Source organism: Aulosira sp. FACHB-615 (assembly GCF_014698045.1).
Lineage (GTDB): Bacteria > Cyanobacteriota > Cyanobacteriia > Cyanobacteriales > Nostocaceae > Nostoc_B.
The window spans coordinates 51818-71120 of the sequence record NZ_JACJSE010000007.1 but is presented as its reverse complement, the minus strand read 5'-3'; the positions used below and the strand labels follow the sequence as shown (position 1 = coordinate 71120).

Below are 19303 nucleotides of genomic sequence, written 5' to 3'. Positions count from 1 at the left end.
ATGAGACACCTCCATTAACCATGTTTGCAAAGTTAATTTCAGCAATAAACCTGAAGGGGAAACAGAGGCTAATTTCTATTTTTACCTTTGTTTCCTACATTTATATTTTCTCTCAAAATTCTCTGACCAGAACCATTATGTAATTTTAGGTAACATTTCTCCTGTGTAAGCAGGGTGGGCAGTTTGCCCGCCCAATTAATGCGATCGTAATTTTAAGTATGTTGACATAATTATTTATATTTAGAAGACGCATTTCGACTCCCTTCGACTACGCTCAGGGCAAGTCGCTCAATGCTCAATAGCCTTGCTAAAAGAGGGTTGAGCGCAGCGATGCACTGAGCTTGTCGAAGTGTCGAAACCCGCCAATCTCAAGTTAAGTTGAATTCAGTCCTTCTACTTAATTTAACTTTCAGGCACATCAATCAAAATACTGCCTTCTTCCACACGTATTGGAAAAACTGGCAGTGTTTTTTGTTGTGAAACTAACGACAATACCTTACCAACTCCTGGCGGCCAGGGACACCAATTATTCACCTCGCCAGTACCTAAATCAAAAGCACTGCGGTGAAACGGGCAAACAATCGCGCCGTCTTCAATTTTGCCATTCTTCAGAGGTAATTTTAAATGTGGGCAAGTATTTTCTACTGCATATAATTTATTCTCATGATTCAGCAAGAGAATTTTGCGCTTACCGACATTCACAACTTCTCTCGCACCTGGGGCAAGTGCATTAGCCGCCAGAACTTTAGTCCAGCCCATTGAGTTCTCCTTCATTAATGGATCTGTTCTCAGTTTCCCGCAATTGTGACCCTAGTGTGTATTGTTGCCTCCTGACTGCTTCCATAACAGGCGGTATAACATAGAGTAGACAAGATACTCACTTTAAATTACTTTACAAAGGTCGGAAAAAATGGGTCGCATAAATCCCTACACCCTGCAAATGCAAATTACCCGGATGTTTGACCAAGGACAATCATTTTTCGCTACAACCAAAGTCCAGGAATGGTTAAAAGAACGCAATCAAAATCCCCTAGACTACGATATTATTTTCCACCAAAAACCCGCGCCTCCTGGCTCTAAAGAAGTCATGGTGGTAGAAATTGAACTCCGACGCAAAGATGGACAGCCTGTAGATGCTTGGTTGCAAGAACAAGCCAACCTTCATGCGTAAGTCTTGAAAGTGCTGAGTGCTGAGTGCTGAGTGCTGAGTAGTAACCCAGTTCCTCGCAAATGCTTGGTGGACTGCTATAAAATTTAAGATTTTGGATTTTAAATTATCCGTAAGAAGGGTGGACAAAGTTTTGTCCACCCTTCTTGCTATCGAAATGATTAATTCTGACTTCTGACTTCTAACTTCTTCATCAATGATGATGATGGTGATGATGTTCAGTTAAGTGAGGATTCACTGTCACAGCTTGTTCTGACAGCAAATCGGCAATATGAGAATTTGCCCATTCTGCCGCCATTGCCAAAAATTCTGGATTGTCGTTCACACAAGCCATCTGCACATAATCCACACCAGAATGCTGCTTTTCTAAAGCATGAATAATGTGGTGGACATCTAATAAAGTTTCATGGTTTTCCGTAGCAAAACCAATGGGCATAAATACTATGACTTTTGCCCCTAATTGAATCAGGTTTTTAGCAGCTTGTTCAGCGTTCGGCTGTGTCCATTCAATTAAAGGTGTATCGTGATTCAACCAACCCACAGATATTAAAGGATAGCGGTTAATCAACTTATCTCGGACTAAATCATACAGTGCTTGGCTTTCGGTGATCCCAGAGGTAAAACCTTTGGCTTTGTGGGGACAACCGTGATTCATTAATACAATCCCGATTTGGGAAGGTAAGTAATTTGCGGCTAAATCAGCATCGATTTTTTCTTCCACCAGATGCGCCATCAAATCGATGTATGCTGGTTCGTTGTAAAAAGACGGAATGTAACGCTGTCCTTTCACCCAGTGTTCTTCTCCGGCTGCGATTTCGGCTAAAGCGTTATTTACTTGCTCGATCGCAATTCCACTGGTAAAAATCGAATCAACAACCAACAGTGGGTAAATTAACAGCTTATCAAACCCTTGGCTGTGGATTTCTGCTAAAACTTGCTTGGGTAAGAAAGGCGCACAAAAGTTAAATGCTTTGAATACTTTAACGCGATCGCCCCACTTCGCCTGTAAATTCTGTTCAATGCCGGCTCGTTGCTGCTCAAATATGGCATTGTGTGGCGAAATAAAATCATGGTGTGTATGACCCCATTCATGGCGGTCAAATAAAGCCAAAAGCCTTGCTAGAGGCGGATAAATCCAAGTTGGAACGGGTGCAAACTTCGCTGTCAGTAAATTTAAAGCCTGTTCATTATAATTGGCAAAATCTTCGTAGCTTTCGACTTCACCATAGCCCATCAATAATACAGCTACACGGTCTTGACCAGGTAGATGCTCATGGGTGTGTTGCAATTTTTCTGGGGTAGCAACCACAATACATTCCTCAATATAAATTCAGAGTCAAGAGCTAGGTAATAACTCTCGTGTATTTTTCTGAATCATAAATCATTATCCCTTCCGGGGGGATAGGATAACCAGAAAATTAACAACAATACTTCAAAAGACATACTTAGAATTAATCCTAGATACTGAGTATGACAAAATAATTACCGAGTATCCTCAAGAAAAATTTAACTAATTCGTTCTATTTATGCAAGATTTTTAAGTGTTTTTTATATCTTTTTGTTTAAATAGAAATACTTAATCTAATTCTGGATGAATGAACAAAAACACTAGAACGAGCAACTGTAACTTGTGAGCATAAAAGATAAATGATGATCATCCTTTGCCCAGGAATTCATGAACCCGAACTCACGGAAAACTTTATTTCAGGATGTTTAAGCCAAAAAAGAGATAAAATTATGGTGTTTCCGGGGCAAGGTGTTTTAGCATTATCAGCCCCACATATTTTGCAATTTTTAGGCGATCGCTGCAAAAATCGTCAAAATTCACCTATTGTATTTATTAGCTTCAGTGCGGGAGTCGCGGGAGCGATCGCCGCCGCCTGGAACTGGCAAATCTTGGGAGGACAAGTCAAAGCGTTTATTGCTATAGATGGATGGGGTGTACCTTTATGGGGGAATTTTCCTATTCATCGCCTCAGCCACGATTATTTTACACATTGGAGTTCTTTGTTACTCGGTAGTGGGCATAATAATTTTTACGCAGAACCAACCGTTGACCATTTATCTATGTGGCGATCGCCCCAAAATGTTCAAGGTTGGTGGGTAGACTCTTCTTATGAAGATTTTCCCCAACAAATGCGCTTGACTGCTGCTGAGTTTTTGCATTTGTTGCTAAAACGCTATGAATAAAAATAGTCCGGAAAACAGCGTCAGTAAACAGGAGTGAGAAATAGGAAGCAGCCAGGGAGCAACTCTACTCCCCACTCCCTACTCCCTACTCCCCCAGCTGTTCTATCTACCCTAGTCGTTATCACTAAGAACCGATGTTTCCAACTGAACCTGCTGCTGTCAATCATGGGTTTAGCGCACTGCTAAAAAACCGTGGCTTCATGCTTCTGTGGATTGGACAACTTATTTCCCAGTTGGCAGATAAAGTCTTTTTCGTATTGATGATTGCCTTACTGGAATTTTATCCAGCCCCACCAGGATTAGCCGAGAACTCGATGTACTCAACCTTAATGGTGGCATTTACCATCCCCGCCATTTTATTCGGTTCTGCGGGCGGTATATTTGTCGATCGGTTGCCAAAAAAGTTGATTATGGTAGGCTCCGATATTGTGCGTGGGCTATTAACACTGTGTCTGCCCTTTTTACCAAGAGAATTTTTTATTTTATTAATTCTCACCTTTTGCATCTCTACAGTAACGCAGTTTTTTGCCCCCGCAGAACAAGCAGCCATCCCTTTGTTAGTGCGTCGAGAAAATTTAATGGCAGCCAACGCCCTGTTTAGCAGCACCATGATGGGCGCGTTGATAGTAGGTTTCGCCATTGGAGAACCCATATTAAGTTGGGCTAAAACCCTAATGGGAGAAGAATACGGTCAAGAAATTATCGTTGGCGGACTGTACATTTTATCGGGTGTGATGATGCAGCCGATTCAGTTTAAAGAACATAAACCCCATCGAGAACATCGAGTATCTGCGAACCCTTGGGCGGAATTTAGAGAAAGTGTGCGCTATCTCAAGAAAAACCGCTTAGTATTAAACGCAATGCTGCAATTAACCACCTTATATTGTGTGTTTGCAGCTTTAACAGTCCTGACAATTCGATTAGCAGAAGAGTTTGGTTTAAAAGAAAAACAGTTTGGCTTTTTCTTAGCAGCAGCTGGAGTCGGAATGCTCATCGGGGCAGGAATTTTAGGTCACTGGGGGGATAAATTACACCACAAACCCTTGCCTTTGATGGGATTTTTAGCAATGGCACTCGTTTTGGGAGTTTTTACATTTACCCATAACTTATTGCTGGCATTAGGGCTGTGTACATTGTTAGGTATAGGTGCGGCCTTGATTGGCGTACCCATGCAAACTTTAATTCAGCAGCAAACACCGCCAACCATGCACGGTAAAGTATTTGGCTTTCAAAACCATGCCGTAAATATTGCTTTATCTGTACCTTTAGCCATCACTGGGCCATTAACAGATGCCCTTGGGTTGCGTGTGGTATTAGTGACAATGAGCGTTGTAGTTGCTGCCGTTGGTGTTTGGGCATGGCAAAACACCCGCCGAGTATTACAGGATGTGATTTAAAAAGCTTGATAACTCATCGTTAGCGCAATTTGAGGATGAGTTTGGTGAACACATAGCAGAAGGCACTCCGGCAAAGCCGGAGAAGTCAAAAGTAAAAAACCAAAAGTCAAAAGTATTCTTCATTTTTGCCTTTTTACTTTTGCCTTTTGACTTACCGCTACGCGGTTGAGGCAGAAGGCAGGAGGAAAAGTCTTACTATTCCTGGCATTTAAACTTTCAAATTGTCCTAACATATCTGACTACGGCTATAGATGAAATAAGGGAAAGTATCAAAGCAGGCGATAACATTCTCACCAAGAAATCGTAGAGTCTGCCTAAGTCATAAGGGAATAGCTCGTGCCTCAAGAAAAAAATCAGGGGTGTGCTGGAACACATTCCCCTGATTTGCTTTTAGCGCAGTTCCAAGCCCGTCGCCGTGAACCGTAACCGCTCTGGGCGTACTCCCAAAGCAGTCTCTAGGGCTACCCCGGCAACCTCGCGGTAGGTATTGAGCAATTCTTGGTCGTTCTGCTCAATTGCTACTGTGTAGCCTGCCAAAGGTAGGGTCGCCATCAGCACAAAGGTTTCATAGAGTTTTTGGCGCTCTTGGCTGTTCAGTGCTTTAAAGGTCGTCGATGAACCAAAAGCCGCATCGCTATTTGCTTGGAGATTCATCAGCGCGGCTTCGGTGGGTTCTTCGCCGTAGTGTACCATGTAGCAAACTCCCACCAAGTAAGTGAAGGCCATCGCCACATTGTTGGGGCGGCCTAAACGGCGGGCTTCTTGCTCGAAAGCTTTGAAGCCCTCGGAGAAGGCTTTGGTTGACTCGCGTACTACGGCGGGGTCACTGCTCAAGCTGCGGGCGAACTGCGTCAGCAACAATCGCTGCGGGACGGGTCGAAAAGTGGTTTTTGGGGCAGTTTGGGCTTGGGTGCGGGCGGTGGTTTGGGCGCTCCGGTTGCTGTTGTTGCTCCGATTGATGCTGTTGAGCCTTCTCTGAGCTTCACGCACCAGCGCAGCATTTTGCTGAACGCTGAGATAGGCGTTCATGTTGCTGAAGCTGAGACTACTGGGTGCGCCAAATTGGGCCATAGTTGGTTTACCAGAGACACCAACGACGATGGCGGTAGTGAGGATGACCTTGATGTATGGGTTCATGGGTTTTCCTGTATGGGTCTTGGGATTTACACAGTTGAAAACTTGAGCATTACAGTGCCATTTTTCACACTTACAATTAAAATGTTACACCCTACACAACTTGCCAAAAACGATCGCCTACGGTGGGCAGATGCCCTCCCGCCTTCTGCTATGATTTCAGCAAACTTATACCATTTTGGATTTTAGATTTTGCGAAAAGTTGCGTGGGCGGGTTCCCCGACTTGAGCAAACTTTTCAAGACAGATTTTGGATTGGGTAAGGGTTAATTGGTAAGCTTTTGAGCCATCCATTTGTCGCAATCATTTTTTAATTTGGTATTATCTATCCTGCATTGCGCGAACGGTGAGTGATAATCATGCTGAATTGTCTATGATTAAAAATAGTCAGCTTTGCTGATTAAAACCAGCGCAGCTTTGTTATTTCATATTTTTAAGATATTCAGCACAAACAGATAAATCTGTTTATCACTTCTATCCTGTGATTGATATTTAAAAAATCGGTAGGCACTAAATCGAACTTTTCCATTAAAATGAAATCTTAACTACAGAATTTCAGCGTTAACTTAGCTATTATTTGAGGTTCGATCGTGACCTTGAGCTTGCCTTCCCCGATTAGTCCCGCAAAAACCGAGAATCAACACCAGTCTGCTGCTCAATCGTCAGTTGTGACACCCAAAAGGGCAACTGGTGGTTTCGCTTTACTAGATAGCCTGCTGCGCCACGGCGTTGAGTATATATTCGGTTATCCTGGTGGGGCAATCCTGCCGATTTATGATGATTTATACAAAGTAGAATCCACTGGTGCGCTAAAGCACATCCTGGTAAGGCATGAACAAGGCGCAGCCCACGCCGCAGACGGCTATGCCCGCGCCACTGGTAAGGTAGGAGTTTGCTTTGGTACTTCTGGCCCAGGGGCGACAAACTTGGTAACAGGCATTGCTACAGCCTACATGGATTCAATTCCAATGGTGATCGTCACGGGACAAGTACCCCGGAAAATGATCGGTACAGATGCGTTCCAAGAAACCGATATTTACGGCATTACTTTACCCATAGTCAAGCACTCTTATGTGGTGCGTGACCCTAAAGATATGGCCAGAATCGTGGCTGAAGCATTCCACATTGCCAGCACCGGCAGGCCAGGGCCAGTTTTAATTGATGTCCCCAAAGATGTCGCCTTTGAAGAATTTGATTATGAGCCTGTAGAACCAGGTACAGTCAAATTACCGGGCTATCGCCCCACCGTTAAGGGAAACCCGCGCCAAATCAATGCGGCAATTAAGTTACTGAAAGAAAGCCGTCGTCCATTGTTGTATGTTGGTGGTGGTGCGATCGCATCTAACGCCCATGAAGAAGTTAAACAGTTAGCTGAGTTATTCAATATTCCTGTCACTACCACATTGATGGGAATTGGGGCATTTGATGAACATCATCCTCTGTCTGTGGGGATGTTGGGAATGCACGGCACAGCCTACGCTAACTTTGCTGTGAGTGACTGTGATTTGCTGATTTGCGTGGGTGCGAGATTTGATGACCGCGTAACAGGGAAATTAGATGAATTTGCTTCCCGCGCTAAGGTCATTCACATCGACATCGACCCAGCAGAAGTCGGGAAAAACCGCATTCCCGAAGTACCCATTGTTGGTGATGTCCGCAATGTACTGCTTGATTTGTTGCGGCGCTGCAAGCAATCTGGGGTTAAACCCACACCCAACCAAAACCAAGAATGGTTGAATTTAATTAACCGTTGGCGGGAAGAATACCCCTTGGTAGTTCCCCAACACCCCGACAGCATCTCTCCCCAAGAAGCCATTGTCGAAGTTAGTCACCAAGCACCCCACGCCTTCTATACCACAGATGTGGGTCAGCATCAAATGTGGGCGGCGCAGTTCCTCAAGAATGGGCCACGCCGTTGGATTTCCAGCGCGGGTTTAGGAACGATGGGTTTTGGCTTACCTGCGGCTATTGGTGCGAAAGTCGCCTTCCCCAACGAAGAAGTGATTTGTATCAGTGGTGATGCGAGTTTCCAAATGTGTTTACAAGAATTGGGAACAGCAGCACAATATGGAATTAATGTCAAGACTGTAATCGTCAACAATGGTTGGCAGGGAATGGTGCGCCAGTGGCAACAAGCCTTCCACGGCGAACGTTACTCTTGTTCCAACATGGAAGTCGGGATGCCAGATATTGAGTTGTTAGCGAAAGCTTACGGTATCAAAGGCATTGTAGTTAAAGAACGGGAGCAATTAAAAGATGCGATCGCCGAAATGTTGGCACATAACGGCCCTGTCATCTTAAATGTTCACGTCACCAGAGACGAAAACTGCTATCCAATGGTAGCCCCTGGTAAGAGCAACGCTCAAATGGTCGGTTTACCCAAGCAACCACCAACCAGTTCTGTAGAACCTGTTTGTTGTAGTCACTGCGGTAGCATGAATGCACCGAACCATAACTTCTGTTCTGAGTGTGGGACAAAGTTGTAAGTTAAATAACTTGGGGTGTAGGGGTGTAAGGGTGTAAGGGTGTAAGGAAAGCAGAAGGCAGGAAGAAGGTATTCCTGGTGAAAAAATTTCACAGTCATAGATGAAAGATATCCTTCCCCTACACCCCCATACCCTTAAACCCCTACACCCTCTTTCAAGTCAATTAGAAAGGTTCTCAGACCCTCTACAAAGTACTTCTTTCTCTCACACCCCCTTACACCCTCACACCCTCACACCCACTCAATAGGGATCTGAATTAAACCTCCCTCGCTTCACACTCCTAAAGTAATAACCCCGATTTGGTGGGTTTCTCAGGTCGAATGTATCGCCACTGGGAACCCGCCAAATTTTATAGTCATGGTAAGTCAGTGGTGTTCGGGGTTTACATATCTCCGGCGGGTGGTCGCCCAAGACAAAGTAGGCGGCGTTTCTCCCCATCACCTTGGCTAGACCATATTTATCGATGACAAGGGATGTCTCCTCACTAATAGCTATTCCTAAAACGCGGTTAGCTTTGCCATCCTGAATTTGTCGCGCAATAAAAGCCATAATACGACCCATACGTTTGCGGCTATCAAAGTGGGTATCGATGATGGTTCCGCGCAAATGACCCCATTGAAAAAAATCATAAGAAAAGGTGATATTTCGATAAGGGTCTTCGAGTATTTCTCTGGTTTCTATGCTGTCTTCGCAAGCACAAGAATCGTAGATATACTCACTGTGAATCATTGCACCTGCACTCGTCCCGCCAATTGCACCGCCTCTGGCGTAGACTTCTCGCACAGCGTTTTCTAGTTTGGTGTTTTTCCAACTGCGGATATATTGACATTGGTCTCCCCCAGCAAAGAAAACTACGCCAGCTTTTCTAACTTTGGTGACGATATCTTCGCGGTTGGCATCATTGCGGTTACTAATGATGAGTGTTTTGACTGAGTTTACACCTCTCATACCGTAAATCAGATGATTGTAATCTTCACTGCCATAGGCGCGGAGAACTACCACATCAACTTTATTGGCGCTGCTACTAGTATCTCCACGAACTTGGTCAATCATCCATTGAATAGCCTTCTCAACATCAGGGCCACCGCCGCCTAAATTTAGTACGGGGCCAGCTAGACGAGGAAGGTGGGAAAGGGGCGGAACAACATCAACAGTGTTGTCAATGAAGTGGCGTTTCAGGTATGCTGTAAGACGGGTTATTAAACTGGCACCCATTCTTAACAACACAGTTCCCAAATTCTTCCAGAACTTTGCTATATCTGGGAATGCCTTCGTCATACTAACTTTATAGAGCAAACTGCATTTACTGTTTACTCTCGCATCAGAAGGCTTGAAATTCCCAGCGTACAGGTCTTGTAATGTTTTTTAACCTCAAATAGTCCAGAGTAATCATTTTTTCTCTGGTTTAGGGGCAGTATGCTCAGTTTTACGCTGTGTTTAATTACCAGATAACTTGCGATCGCTCCTGCACCACTCGCTGATAAACTGACTCTGTTTGCTGGGCTAGTTTTGACCAGCTAAAGCGGCGTTCTAAATCTTCGTAAGCGTTATCTACCAGCCATTGCCGATATCCGGGGTTTTTCAAAACCTCCAAAATTCCCCATGCTAAGGAATCAGGATCATTTACCCCAGTGACGATACCTGTTTTGGTATGCTGAACAACTTCCGGGAAACCACCCGTGTCAGAAACTACCACGGGTACGCGCGATGCAAAGCTTTCTAAAGCCACAATCCCAAAGGGTTCATAAAAACTAGGGAATACAGCACAGTCGGCAATGGTTTGAAATTTATCTAAGTATTCATCAGATAAGAAACCAGTAAAGTAGCATTTCTCCCAAATACCTAAATCTGTGGCTTGGCGTTTAAGATGATCGGTATTACCGCCACCAATAATCACAAATTTGACGTAACCACCCATCTCTGCAAGAACTTTGGGTGCAGCATTTAATAATACTGGTACACCTTTTTCATAAGTCATCCGCCCGACATAGTAAACAATTTTTTCACCATCTGCGGCAAATTGGCGGCGAAAATCTTGCGCGTGAAAATCTTGGTGATGCTGTTTTTTCTCTGGACGGATACCGTTATAAATCACATCGATTTTATCCCAAGGGCTGCTGAGGGCGCGTTCTACCTCTCGGCGCATATAGTCCGTACAAACGATAACGCGCCAAGCATCGAAAGCAAGTAAGTTTTCTTTGCCGTGAATATAGCGTTGAATATCGTTATGAATGCCGTTATAGCGTCCATGTTCTGTGGCGTGAATTGTTGCAATTAAAGGGATTTTAAAAGTATGCTTGAGGGCGATCGCAGCATCACCCACTAACCAATCATGGGCATGGATAATATCAAACGGCCCTTCCTCCAAAATTAACTTACCACCGTGATGACCCATGCTTTGGTTAAGATTGACAATCCAGTGAAAAAAGTCATTACTATGTCCCACTGGTACCCGATGCACATTTATGCCTTCCACTACCTCATACATCGGTGCTTGACCAAATTCCACTGTAATTAAGTGGATTTCATGCCCTAACTTAGCTATTTCTGGATACAACTCAGCTACGTGTCTCGCAATACCGCCGACTATTCTTGGTGGAAATTCCCAACTTAATACAAGTATTTTCATGTACTAAAATCTCCAAATTTTTATAAATTTCTCAAAAAACTAGCTGTATCTCAAAAATACAAGGAGAAGAAATCTATTGAGTCGGTATGTTTACCAAAGTTTTCTAATTTTTTAATAATTTTAGGGATAGATCACAGGTTATCAAGGTTGAGCAGATTAGCAAATACCTTATGAAACTTTCTAGATTAATTGATAAATGTTCCTGTGGGGATGAAGTATCTTACCCCTTTGTTGAGTTTTATGTAAGGTGTAAGGGTTTAGGGGTGTAATACCAATTCACAGAATTACTGATACAAATCACTTCCTCTGCTTCCGGTCACCGAGCGACTTGTAGCAAGTGTTCGCGCAGCGTCTCCATCAGGAGAAGTCGAGGCGCTGCTTGCCGATATGTATCATTTTTAAAGTGAAATGGTATAAGGGTTTGAAACACTTAAACAACCCAACCAATACACCTTGATACCCTAAACTAAGTTCTTCTTAATTTCCAGACTTAAGTAAAAACCATCAGGACATAAATAAAGGAATGTCAAGAGAATCTTCCCTTAGACATTCCTGTAGTTGCTGTATGCAGTTAATAACAGTCTTGATTTAATAGGACTTATGCAGTGAGACGAAAAATCAACGTTGTGGGGGAGGGTGAAGGTATTCAAACTTCTTACACCCTCAAGCCCTCACACCTTGCACCCATTCTTAACAGACAACCTTTGTGCGTAGTCCTGTTTAATTTTGATCTAACCGTAAAACAGCCATAAAAGCTTCTTGGGGTACATCTACTGTACCTACAGCCTTCATCCGCTTTTTACCTTTGGCTTGCTTCTGCAAAAGTTTCTTTTTCCGGCTGATGTCACCGCCGTAACACTTGGCGAGTACATCTTTGCGTAAGGCAGGGATATGTTCACTGGCGATGACTTTGCTACCAATGGCGGCTTGAATTGGCACTTTAAATTGATGGCGGGGAATTAATTCTTTGAGTTTCTCAGCCATTGACCGCCCGACGTTATAAGCTTTATCGCGGTGGACAATCATTGCTAAAGAATCCACGGGGTCGCCGTTAATCATGATATCTAGCTTTACCAGGGGATTTTCGCGGTAGCCAATGATATGGTATTCCATACTGGCATAACCGCGCGATCGCGATTTCATTTGGTCAAAAAAGTCGGTGACAACTTCCGCCAAGGGTATTTCATAAGTTAAGGTGGTACGCCCTTGGGTGAGATATTTCATGTCTTTGAAAATACCACGGCGATTTTGTGACAACTCCATCAATGTGCCGACAAAACCTTCCGGTGTAATCATTTCTACCTGTACATAGGGTTCTTCGATTTTCTCGCGGTCGTTGGGAGCAGGCAAATGGCTAGGATTATCAATATATAATTCCTCGCCCTTAATAGTAGTGACTTTATAAACCACCGAAGGCGCAGTAATAATTAAATCCAAGTCATACTCGCGTTCTAGCCGTTCCTGCACGATTTCCATGTGCAGCAAGCCTAAGAACCCACACCGGAAACCAAAACCCATCGCGCTCGAAGTTTCTGGTTCATAGTGCAGCGCCGCATCATTGAGTCTGAGCTTTTCTAAAGCTTCCCGCAAGTCTTCAAATTGGTCAGCATCGATGGGGAACATCCCACAAAAGACCATTGGGTTGGCTTCGGTGTACCCTGGTAAGGGGTCTACGGCTTTGGCGTTAGACAAGGTAATGGTATCGCCTACCCGCGCATCGGCTACGGCTTTAATGGCGGCGGCTAAATAACCTACTTCCCCGGCGTGGAGTTCATCAACTTGCTTTTGGGTGGGAGACAAGACACCCAACTCGTCGATTTCGTATTCCTTGCCGGATGCCATTAGATAAACGCGATCGCCTTTTTTCACGCGCCCATCCATCACCCGGAAGTAGACAATTACCCCCCGATAGGGATCGTAATAGCTATCAAAAATTAACGCCCGTAAACGTTCATTAACTCTATCAGGTGCGGGTGGAACCCGTTCCACAATCGTCTCTAAAATCTCATTAATGCCAATTCCTTCTTTGGCTGAGGCGAGAATTGCCCCACTGCAATCAAGACCAATAATTTCTTCAATTTCGCTAATTACCCGGTCTGGTTCGGCACCAGGAAGGTCGATTTTGTTGAGAACGGGAATAATTTCCAAGTTATGCTCTAACGCCAAGTAGACATTCGCCAGAGTTTGCGCTTCCACACCTTGAGACGCATCTACAACCAATAGCGCCCCTTCACAAGCCGCCAAACTGCGCGACACCTCATAAGAAAAGTCTACGTGTCCGGGAGTGTCAATTAAATTTAATACATACTGCTGACCATCTTTAGCAGTGTAATTCATCCGGGCAGCTTGCAGCTTAATGGTAATGCCGCGCTCCCGTTCTAAATCCATATTGTCGAGAAACTGCTCCTTCATCTGTCGTTCATCAACAGTGCCGGTAGCTTGCAACAGGCGATCGGCCAGGGTTGATTTCCCGTGATCAATGTGAGCAATAATACAGAAATTGCGAATGCGAACTGCCGGAACGTCAGTCATATACTATCTTTGCTGAAGCAGCAACCAAGGTTATAAAGAGCGATTTACTTAATGTATTTTAATGCTTTCTTTGCCAAGACGCTGCTATTTAGGAGAGGGAGTGGGGAATGGGGAGTAGGGAGTTGGGGAGCAGGGGGGCGAGGGAGACAAGGGGGACAAGGTAGATAAGTCTGTAACATGGCGAATGACAATAACTAATGACCAATGACAAATGACTATTGACCCTTAAGTATTTTGCAAATCTATATAAAGTCTCTATAATTAAGTCTATTTTTCCTTGCAGGTATTGAACAATCAGCAGCGTACAATAAAGATATATAAGTACATAGTGTAGGGATCGTGGGCAGTTACACCTCGTAAATGCTCGGATCTACTGATTTACTGACAAAACTTCTAGAGCATTGAAAAAGTGAGTTCTATGAAAATGGCCACTTAAAAATCTCAAGCTGTTATTTTTGGTAGGAGTTCGGGGAACTATGTATCTATACCTTTAAGATTTGTCAGTAAACTAACCCGAAACTTGAGTAGAACTACTTTACAAAGCTTTGGAAAAAACAAATTCAGAGTATATAAACCTATGAATATGAAAGAGAGAGCTACCGAAGGGGAGCAAAGACAAGGCGATAAGGTAGAAATTGCTGTCCGCCTAGATTCTGAGTTATTAGAGCAAATTCAGCATCTTACCAATGATCCTAGCAAAGTCATTGAAGTGGCAATTCGCCAATGGTTACGGGGTGAGATTCCTAGAGATGATGAACTGACGCGGACTCCTTATCGCACACCTGTACCACCTAGAGGTGAGTGGAATGATTGACAGCCACAAACAAGCTTTTCATAGACAAGAACACAAAGGTCAATCATCGTGTTCACAACAGCCAAAACACCCAATGTAAGTCTGCAAAAGCATTAGCTGAAGCAAACCTGTATTGAGTTGCCACTTGTCTACCCAACTCGATTAAATGACTATTACTGCCAACTCCCAATTGCCAAACTTATTTTCTCAAAATCTGGAAGACATAGCTAATCAAACAAATGGCTCGTCACCAGCTCTCGGTGCTGAGTTGGTGTATATGCAGGATGGGTCAGGCCGCTACCTGACATTTTATTGGCAGCGTAGTGAAGTTCTGGGATTAAACCCTGAGCAAGTAGTCAGCAGCCATGAAGAGGAAATTTTTGCTCCTGCGGATAAGGTAGCTTATTTGGAACGATTGCACCGAATTTTAACAAGTTTGGTGCCAGAAAAGTTTCAATGTTGGTTTCGCTACCAGCAAGAGTTGTATGAGTTGGAATTAGTAATTTGTCCAATCATACCGCCACTGGGAACTGCCGCCACGACAGTTGTCGTGATGGGGCGGTTATTACAGGCGACAGTAAATCAACAAGAACACAGTACCACACCCAAAGCGCCTACACCAATCGAGTTGGCTTTACGTTCGCAACAACATCAAAAACTAGTAACTAAAATTACTAGAAATATTCGGCGAACTTTGGACTTAGACATTATTTGGCAACAAACGGTAGACAGTTTGGGTAAAGCTCTCAAGCTAGAACGTTGCATTATCTGTCCTTATCAGCCCTCTAGCTCTAAAGTGCGTGTCATAGCAGAGTACCATCAGCCAGAACGCAGTTCGATGCTTGGCTTAGAAATAGATGTCGCTTCTGAGCCAGCATTTGCCCAAGCATTAGCCACTTTAGAACCTGTGGTGATGGAGGTATCACAATACGCACTTTGTCCAAATCAGAAAGTTTTAGTGGTTGCCACCTGCTATCAAGACCAAGCCAATGGTTTGATTGCAGTGGCTGTGCGGGATGAATGCTATCCTCTCACAAATGCTGAACTGGAATTAGCGAAAGAAGTAGCCGATCAGTTAGGAACTGCGATCGCTCATGCTACTTTATATAAAGAATTAGAAGCAGCCAGACAAAAAGCTGAAGAAGCCTCACGCCTCAAAAGTGAATTTTTAGCCAACGTTTCCCACGAAATTCGTACTCCCCTCAATGGAATGATTGGCTTTTTAAAGCTGATTCTAGAGGGGATGGCAGATGACCCAGAAGAACAGCATCAGTTTCTTTTAGAAGCCCATCAATCATCCATTCACCTCCTGAACATCATCAACGATATTTTGGATATTGCCAAAATTGAAGCAGGCAAAATGGAATTAGACTGCGCTCCTGTCAAATTAGATGAGCTATTTTGTGGTGTAGAAAGTTTTATGCGTCCCCAAGCAGAAATGAAAAACCTCAGCTTTCGGATGCAAATTCCCACAACCTGCGATGAAATTGTTGTCCAAGGAAATTATCAACGGCTACTCCAAGTCATGCTGAACTTGGTAAACAATGCCATTAAATTTACTCATGAAGGTGGTATAACCATCACATCCGAAATTGTCCAGAAAAAAGTCAAATTCCAAGAACAGCAGTTTCCCGGTATGGTTAGAGTCCGGGTAGCCGATACTGGTATTGGTGTTTCTTTAGACAAGCAAGATAAATTATTTCAATTATTTTCTCAAGTAGATGGTTCCCGCACTCGCCAATATGGCGGTACAGGTTTGGGGTTGGCAATATCCCAAAAGCTAATTGAAGCGATGGGTGGCGAAGTACATTTTTACAGCTTGGGTGAAGGACTAGGTTCAACTGTCACCTTTACCGTACCTTTGTATCATCAACCAGTAATTGTTTCTTCTAGTGAAGGTAATTTAGATTGTGCTTGTTGATACAGGTTGCAGTAAAAATACTAGTACAGGTCGGCGTAAATAAACAGACCACACTTCGACTACGCGGTAGTTGAGCGAAGCCGAAACTCAGTGACCATAAGAAATTGCTAAAAGGCTTGCGGTATCGTTATTATTTCTTTTTCCTTTTGCCTTTTTCCTTTTGCCTTATTGTACTAATCCCTAGCCCCTCTCATAAATCGCGGTGAATAAACGCCTTGGCATTTGAGCCGGTGTAACTAGCGACAATGTGGCCATTACCAGTCATTTGATATTTATAAGTTACCAAGCCTTCTAAACCAACAGGGCCACGGGGAGGCATTTGTTGAGTACTAATGCCAACTTCTGCGCCAAAACCATAGCGGAAACCATCAGCAAAACGTGTGGAACAATTGTGAAACACACCAGCAGAATTTACCAAGCCAAAGAAAGATTCGGCGGTGGCGATATCTTCAGTAATAATTGCATCGGTGTGGCGAGAACCGTATTGGTTAATATGAGCGATCGCATCTTCTAAAGAGTCTACAATTTTAACTGCCAAAATTAAATCGCTATATTCTGTTTCCCAATCAACTTCGGTAGCTGGGGCAATATTTGGTAATATTTCTAAGGTGCGTTGATCACCTTTTAATTCCACATGATTGGCGGCTAAAGCTGCGGCAACTTTGGGTAAAAATTCTCCGGCAATTGCTTGATGTACTAATAAAGTTTCAATGGCATTACAAGCAGCCGCATATTGGATTTTCGCATCCACGGTAATTTCTACAGCTTTGTTAATATCAGCAGCTTGATCAATATAAGCATGACAAATACCATCAGCGTGACCAAGGACAGGAATACGGGTATTTTCTTGCACAAACCGCACAAAAGAATTAGAACCTCTAGGAATAATTAAATCTACATATTTATCTAATTTTAAAAGTCCTACAGTTTCTTCTCTGGTGGTGAGTAACTGCACAGCGTCAGGACTGACAGCAGTTTGAGATAATCCTTGTTTAATTGCTTTGACGATGGCTTCACAAGAACGTACAGCTTCTTTACCACATTTGAGAATGACACCATTACCTGATTTAATCGCCAAAGAAACAATTTGAATGGCGGCTTCGGGACGGGCTTCAAAAATAATGCCTAACACACCCAAAGGACAAGAGATGCGCTTGAGGACTAAGCCAGTATCGAGTTCGCGGTGAATTTGGACTTTACCTATTGGATCAGCTAGTTTACCAACATCTCGGACTCCAGCGATCGCATCTCTTAATTTATGTTCATCTAACTGCAACCGTTTATACAGGGGTTTAGCAATTCCTTCCGCCGCCGCCGCTTGACAGTCCGCCACATTTGCCTGCAATATTTCTTCTCTGGCTGATTCTAACCCTTGGGCGATCGCTGCGATCGCTTGATTTTTTGCCTCGGTGGACAGAATTGCTAACTTACTTGCAGCCGCGCGAGTTTTTTCCGCAATGCTAACTAGGGATGGTGCAACTTCAACAATGGTCATGAGAAAAAATAACTCTTAATTATGGTAGAAACATATACAGCAGAATCCAGAAGTCAGAAGCAAAATACTCTTGCTGCCTAAGTTTGAAAACTAGATTGTGTACTTCATCCACTAAAAATCTGCTGTATTTTCCATCCTATAGCAATCTGATTTCCACTGTTGCCTGTTACCTGTTACCTTTCATCTTGCCCATTGTTGCAAGATATAAGCATAAAAAGCCTCTTTATCAACAGTATCCATTGCATAAATCTTCCGCCCACCGGGAACAACTTTCGTCCTTCCTTGACTTAAGCCAGTGGTAATAATTTCCGTTTCCCACTGTCGCAGTTGATAAAATTCTGGGTGTCCTAAATAAGCCGTCGCCAGCACATCCCAAAAATAATAATCTTGGGGAATTACCAGTGCATAACATTGTCCAGCTAAATCAGAGATGGGATAGTGACGTTGTTTGCCCATTTTGTACACAATATCTGATGTCACTGGGACATTGTTAGTTAAATCTAACGGACACATAATAATTTCAATTTGGGTTTGCCAAACTCGCGCGGCGGAAACTGCATCCCAGTAAACATTCCATTCCGCCGAACCATCTTGTCCGGCTTCTAAACTTTTTTCCACATTTCCACCAACATTCAACGCGCCACCCATCCAGACAATTTTTTGAATCTTGGCTTCAATATCTGGTGCTTTATCTAACGCTACTGCAACTGTCGTTAATGGCCCTGTTACCATCAGCGTTACTGGTTGGGGTGCTTCTCGTAACACCCGCACCATAAAATCCTGTCCAGTTTCAGCAACCAAAGGTGTATTAATAGTATCCTGCTGGTTAAGAATGGGGAGATGGTCAACAATAAACGAATCACGTCGATAAAGCCGGGGGAAAGGATTTATCCCGCGTACTGTGCTTTCAGCAACTGAGATATGAGAAAATCCCATCAAATCAATGATTTTGCGTGTCGCACTAACGGCAGGTTGGACATAACAATCAGCAGGAGTGACGACAACACCAAGCAATTCTATATGATCCATCGTCAACAGCAGCATAGTTGCTAGATAATCATCTACACCACCATCGTGATCCATTAATACCAGTTGTTTTGACATAAAGGAGAATAAGAGAATGGATGAATTTATGCAAGCTGCGATCGCAGAAGCTAGACAAGGTAGACAAGAAGGTGGAATTCCCATCGGTTCCGTTCTCGTCAAGGATGGCGAGATTCTTGGTAGAGGACACAATAAGCGCGTCCAAGATGGCGATCCTGTTACCCATGCCGAAATTGATTGTCTCCGTAACGCTGGCAGAATTGGCAGTTACAGAGGTACCACCCTATATTCAACCTTAATGCCGTGTTATTTGTGTGCCGGGGCAGTTGTGCAGTTTGGTATCAAAAAAGTCATCGCCGGCGAATCTCGCACATTTCCTGGCGCGAAAGAATTTATGGTATCTCACGGCGTAGAAGTAATTGATTTAAATTTAGATGAATGCGAACAAATGATGAGTGACTTTATTCAAACCAACCCCGAACTCTGGAATGAAGACATTGGGAAATAGTCATTTG

15 protein-coding genes are annotated in these 19303 nt (G+C 43.6%); 7 read left to right on the top strand and 8 right to left on the bottom strand.

Annotation, left to right across the window (positions count from 1 at the left end; genetic code table 11):
* Positions 1 to 402: 402 nt before the first annotated feature.
* On the bottom strand, positions 403 to 759 hold the full coding sequence (locus H6G77_RS13740) for a Rieske (2Fe-2S) protein (protein ID WP_190592154.1): 357 nt from the start codon (positions 757 to 759) through the stop codon (positions 403 to 405).
* 151 nt (positions 760 to 910) lie between these two features.
* Between H6G77_RS13740 and H6G77_RS13735 the strand changes: the two genes are divergently transcribed.
* The gene (locus H6G77_RS13735) at positions 911 to 1171 is read left to right on the top strand and encodes a hypothetical protein (protein ID WP_190592155.1); all 261 of its coding nucleotides are present in this window, start codon (positions 911 to 913) and stop codon (positions 1169 to 1171) included.
* 190 nt (positions 1172 to 1361) lie between these two features.
* On the opposite strand, the gene H6G77_RS13730 is transcribed toward H6G77_RS13735, so the two are convergent.
* Positions 1362 to 2477, bottom strand: a complete 1116-nt coding sequence (locus tag H6G77_RS13730; protein ID WP_190871844.1) for a ferrochelatase — start codon at positions 2475 to 2477, stop codon at positions 1362 to 1364.
* Positions 2478 to 2815: 338 nt separating this feature from the next.
* Here H6G77_RS13730 and H6G77_RS13725 point away from each other — a divergent pair, with 338 nt between their 5' ends.
* Positions 2816 to 3358, top strand: a complete 543-nt coding sequence (locus tag H6G77_RS13725; protein WP_190670032.1) for a hypothetical protein — start codon at positions 2816 to 2818, stop codon at positions 3356 to 3358.
* Positions 3359 to 3492: 134 nt separating this feature from the next.
* A complete protein-coding gene (locus H6G77_RS13720; protein WP_190592158.1) occupies positions 3493 to 4755 on the top strand; it encodes an MFS transporter in 1263 nt (420 codons plus the stop codon).
* Positions 4756 to 5145: 390 nt separating this feature from the next.
* Here H6G77_RS13720 and H6G77_RS13715 read toward each other — a convergent pair whose 3' ends face one another.
* Positions 5146 to 5892 carry a DUF6683 family protein gene (locus H6G77_RS13715; protein WP_190592159.1) on the bottom strand — a complete coding sequence of 249 codons (747 nt, stop codon included), beginning with the start codon at positions 5890 to 5892 and terminating at the stop codon, positions 5146 to 5148.
* A gap of 586 nt (positions 5893 to 6478) precedes the next feature.
* Between H6G77_RS13715 and ilvB the strand changes: the two genes are divergently transcribed.
* On the top strand, positions 6479 to 8374 hold the full coding sequence (gene ilvB, locus H6G77_RS13710; protein WP_190670034.1) for a biosynthetic-type acetolactate synthase large subunit: 1896 nt from the start codon (positions 6479 to 6481) through the stop codon (positions 8372 to 8374).
* 240 nt (positions 8375 to 8614) lie between these two features.
* On the opposite strand, the gene H6G77_RS13705 is transcribed toward ilvB, so the two are convergent.
* From H6G77_RS13705 to lepA, 3 genes are all read right to left on the bottom strand, one after another.
* On the bottom strand, positions 8615 to 9652 hold the full coding sequence (locus tag H6G77_RS13705; RefSeq protein ID WP_190670036.1) for a cyanophycinase: 1038 nt from the start codon (positions 9650 to 9652) through the stop codon (positions 8615 to 8617).
* A gap of 163 nt (positions 9653 to 9815) precedes the next feature.
* Positions 9816 to 11003 (bottom strand): glycosyltransferase family 4 protein, encoded by a 1188-nt coding sequence (locus tag H6G77_RS13700; protein WP_190592162.1) that lies wholly within the window; start codon positions 11001 to 11003, stop codon positions 9816 to 9818.
* A 720-nt stretch (positions 11004 to 11723) separates the two neighbouring features.
* The gene (lepA, locus tag H6G77_RS13695; RefSeq protein WP_190592163.1) at positions 11724 to 13535 is read right to left on the bottom strand and encodes a translation elongation factor 4; all 1812 of its coding nucleotides are present in this window, start codon (positions 13533 to 13535) and stop codon (positions 11724 to 11726) included.
* Between the two features lie 577 nt (positions 13536 to 14112).
* On the opposite strand from lepA, the gene H6G77_RS13690 reads away from it, so the two are divergent.
* Positions 14113 to 14349 (top strand): hypothetical protein, encoded by a 237-nt coding sequence (locus H6G77_RS13690; RefSeq protein ID WP_015113554.1) that lies wholly within the window; start codon positions 14113 to 14115, stop codon positions 14347 to 14349.
* Positions 14350 to 14494: 145 nt separating this feature from the next.
* Complete coding sequence (locus tag H6G77_RS13685) at positions 14495 to 16249, top strand: ATP-binding protein (RefSeq protein WP_190592164.1); 1755 nt, start codon at positions 14495 to 14497, stop codon at positions 16247 to 16249.
* A 190-nt stretch (positions 16250 to 16439) separates the two neighbouring features.
* Here H6G77_RS13685 and H6G77_RS13680 read toward each other — a convergent pair whose 3' ends face one another.
* A complete protein-coding gene (locus H6G77_RS13680; RefSeq protein WP_190871843.1) occupies positions 16440 to 17744 on the bottom strand; it encodes a glutamate-5-semialdehyde dehydrogenase in 1305 nt (434 codons plus the stop codon).
* Positions 17745 to 17924: 180 nt separating this feature from the next.
* Positions 17925 to 18848, bottom strand: a complete 924-nt coding sequence (locus tag H6G77_RS13675; protein ID WP_190871842.1) for a nucleoside hydrolase — start codon at positions 18846 to 18848, stop codon at positions 17925 to 17927.
* A 16-nt stretch (positions 18849 to 18864) separates the two neighbouring features.
* Between H6G77_RS13675 and H6G77_RS13670 the strand changes: the two genes are divergently transcribed.
* Positions 18865 to 19296: a nucleoside deaminase gene (locus H6G77_RS13670; RefSeq protein WP_190592167.1), complete on the top strand. Its 432-nt coding sequence runs from the start codon at positions 18865 to 18867 to the stop codon at positions 19294 to 19296.
* Positions 19297 to 19303: the final 7 nt, after the last annotated feature.

Excerpts from the sequence above, each read along its gene's own strand:
- H6G77_RS13740 (WP_190592154.1), bottom strand. The coding sequence starts at position 759 with ATGGGCTGGACTAAAGTTCTGGCGGCTAATGCACTTGCCCCAGGTGCG.
- H6G77_RS13735 (WP_190592155.1), top strand. The coding sequence starts at position 911 with ATGGGTCGCATAAATCCCTACACCCTGCAAATGCAAATTACCCGGATG.
- H6G77_RS13670 (WP_190592167.1), top strand. The coding sequence starts at position 18,865 with ATGGATGAATTTATGCAAGCTGCGATCGCAGAAGCTAGACAAGGTAGA.
- H6G77_RS13685 (WP_190592164.1), top strand. The coding sequence starts at position 14,495 with ATGACTATTACTGCCAACTCCCAATTGCCAAACTTATTTTCTCAAAAT.
- H6G77_RS13675 (WP_190871842.1), bottom strand. The coding sequence starts at position 18,848 with ATGTCAAAACAACTGGTATTAATGGATCACGATGGTGGTGTAGATGAT.
- H6G77_RS13715 (WP_190592159.1), bottom strand. The coding sequence starts at position 5,892 with ATGAACCCATACATCAAGGTCATCCTCACTACCGCCATCGTCGTTGGT.
- H6G77_RS13720 (WP_190592158.1), top strand. The coding sequence starts at position 3,493 with ATGTTTCCAACTGAACCTGCTGCTGTCAATCATGGGTTTAGCGCACTG.
- H6G77_RS13680 (WP_190871843.1), bottom strand. The coding sequence starts at position 17,744 with ATGACCATTGTTGAAGTTGCACCATCCCTAGTTAGCATTGCGGAAAAA.
- H6G77_RS13725 (WP_190670032.1), top strand. The coding sequence starts at position 2,816 with ATGATGATCATCCTTTGCCCAGGAATTCATGAACCCGAACTCACGGAA.
- H6G77_RS13705 (WP_190670036.1), bottom strand. The coding sequence starts at position 9,652 with ATGACGAAGGCATTCCCAGATATAGCAAAGTTCTGGAAGAATTTGGGA.
- H6G77_RS13690 (WP_015113554.1), top strand. The coding sequence starts at position 14,113 with ATGAATATGAAAGAGAGAGCTACCGAAGGGGAGCAAAGACAAGGCGAT.
- H6G77_RS13700 (WP_190592162.1), bottom strand. The coding sequence starts at position 11,003 with ATGAAAATACTTGTATTAAGTTGGGAATTTCCACCAAGAATAGTCGGC.
- lepA (WP_190592163.1), bottom strand. The coding sequence starts at position 13,535 with ATGACTGACGTTCCGGCAGTTCGCATTCGCAATTTCTGTATTATTGCT.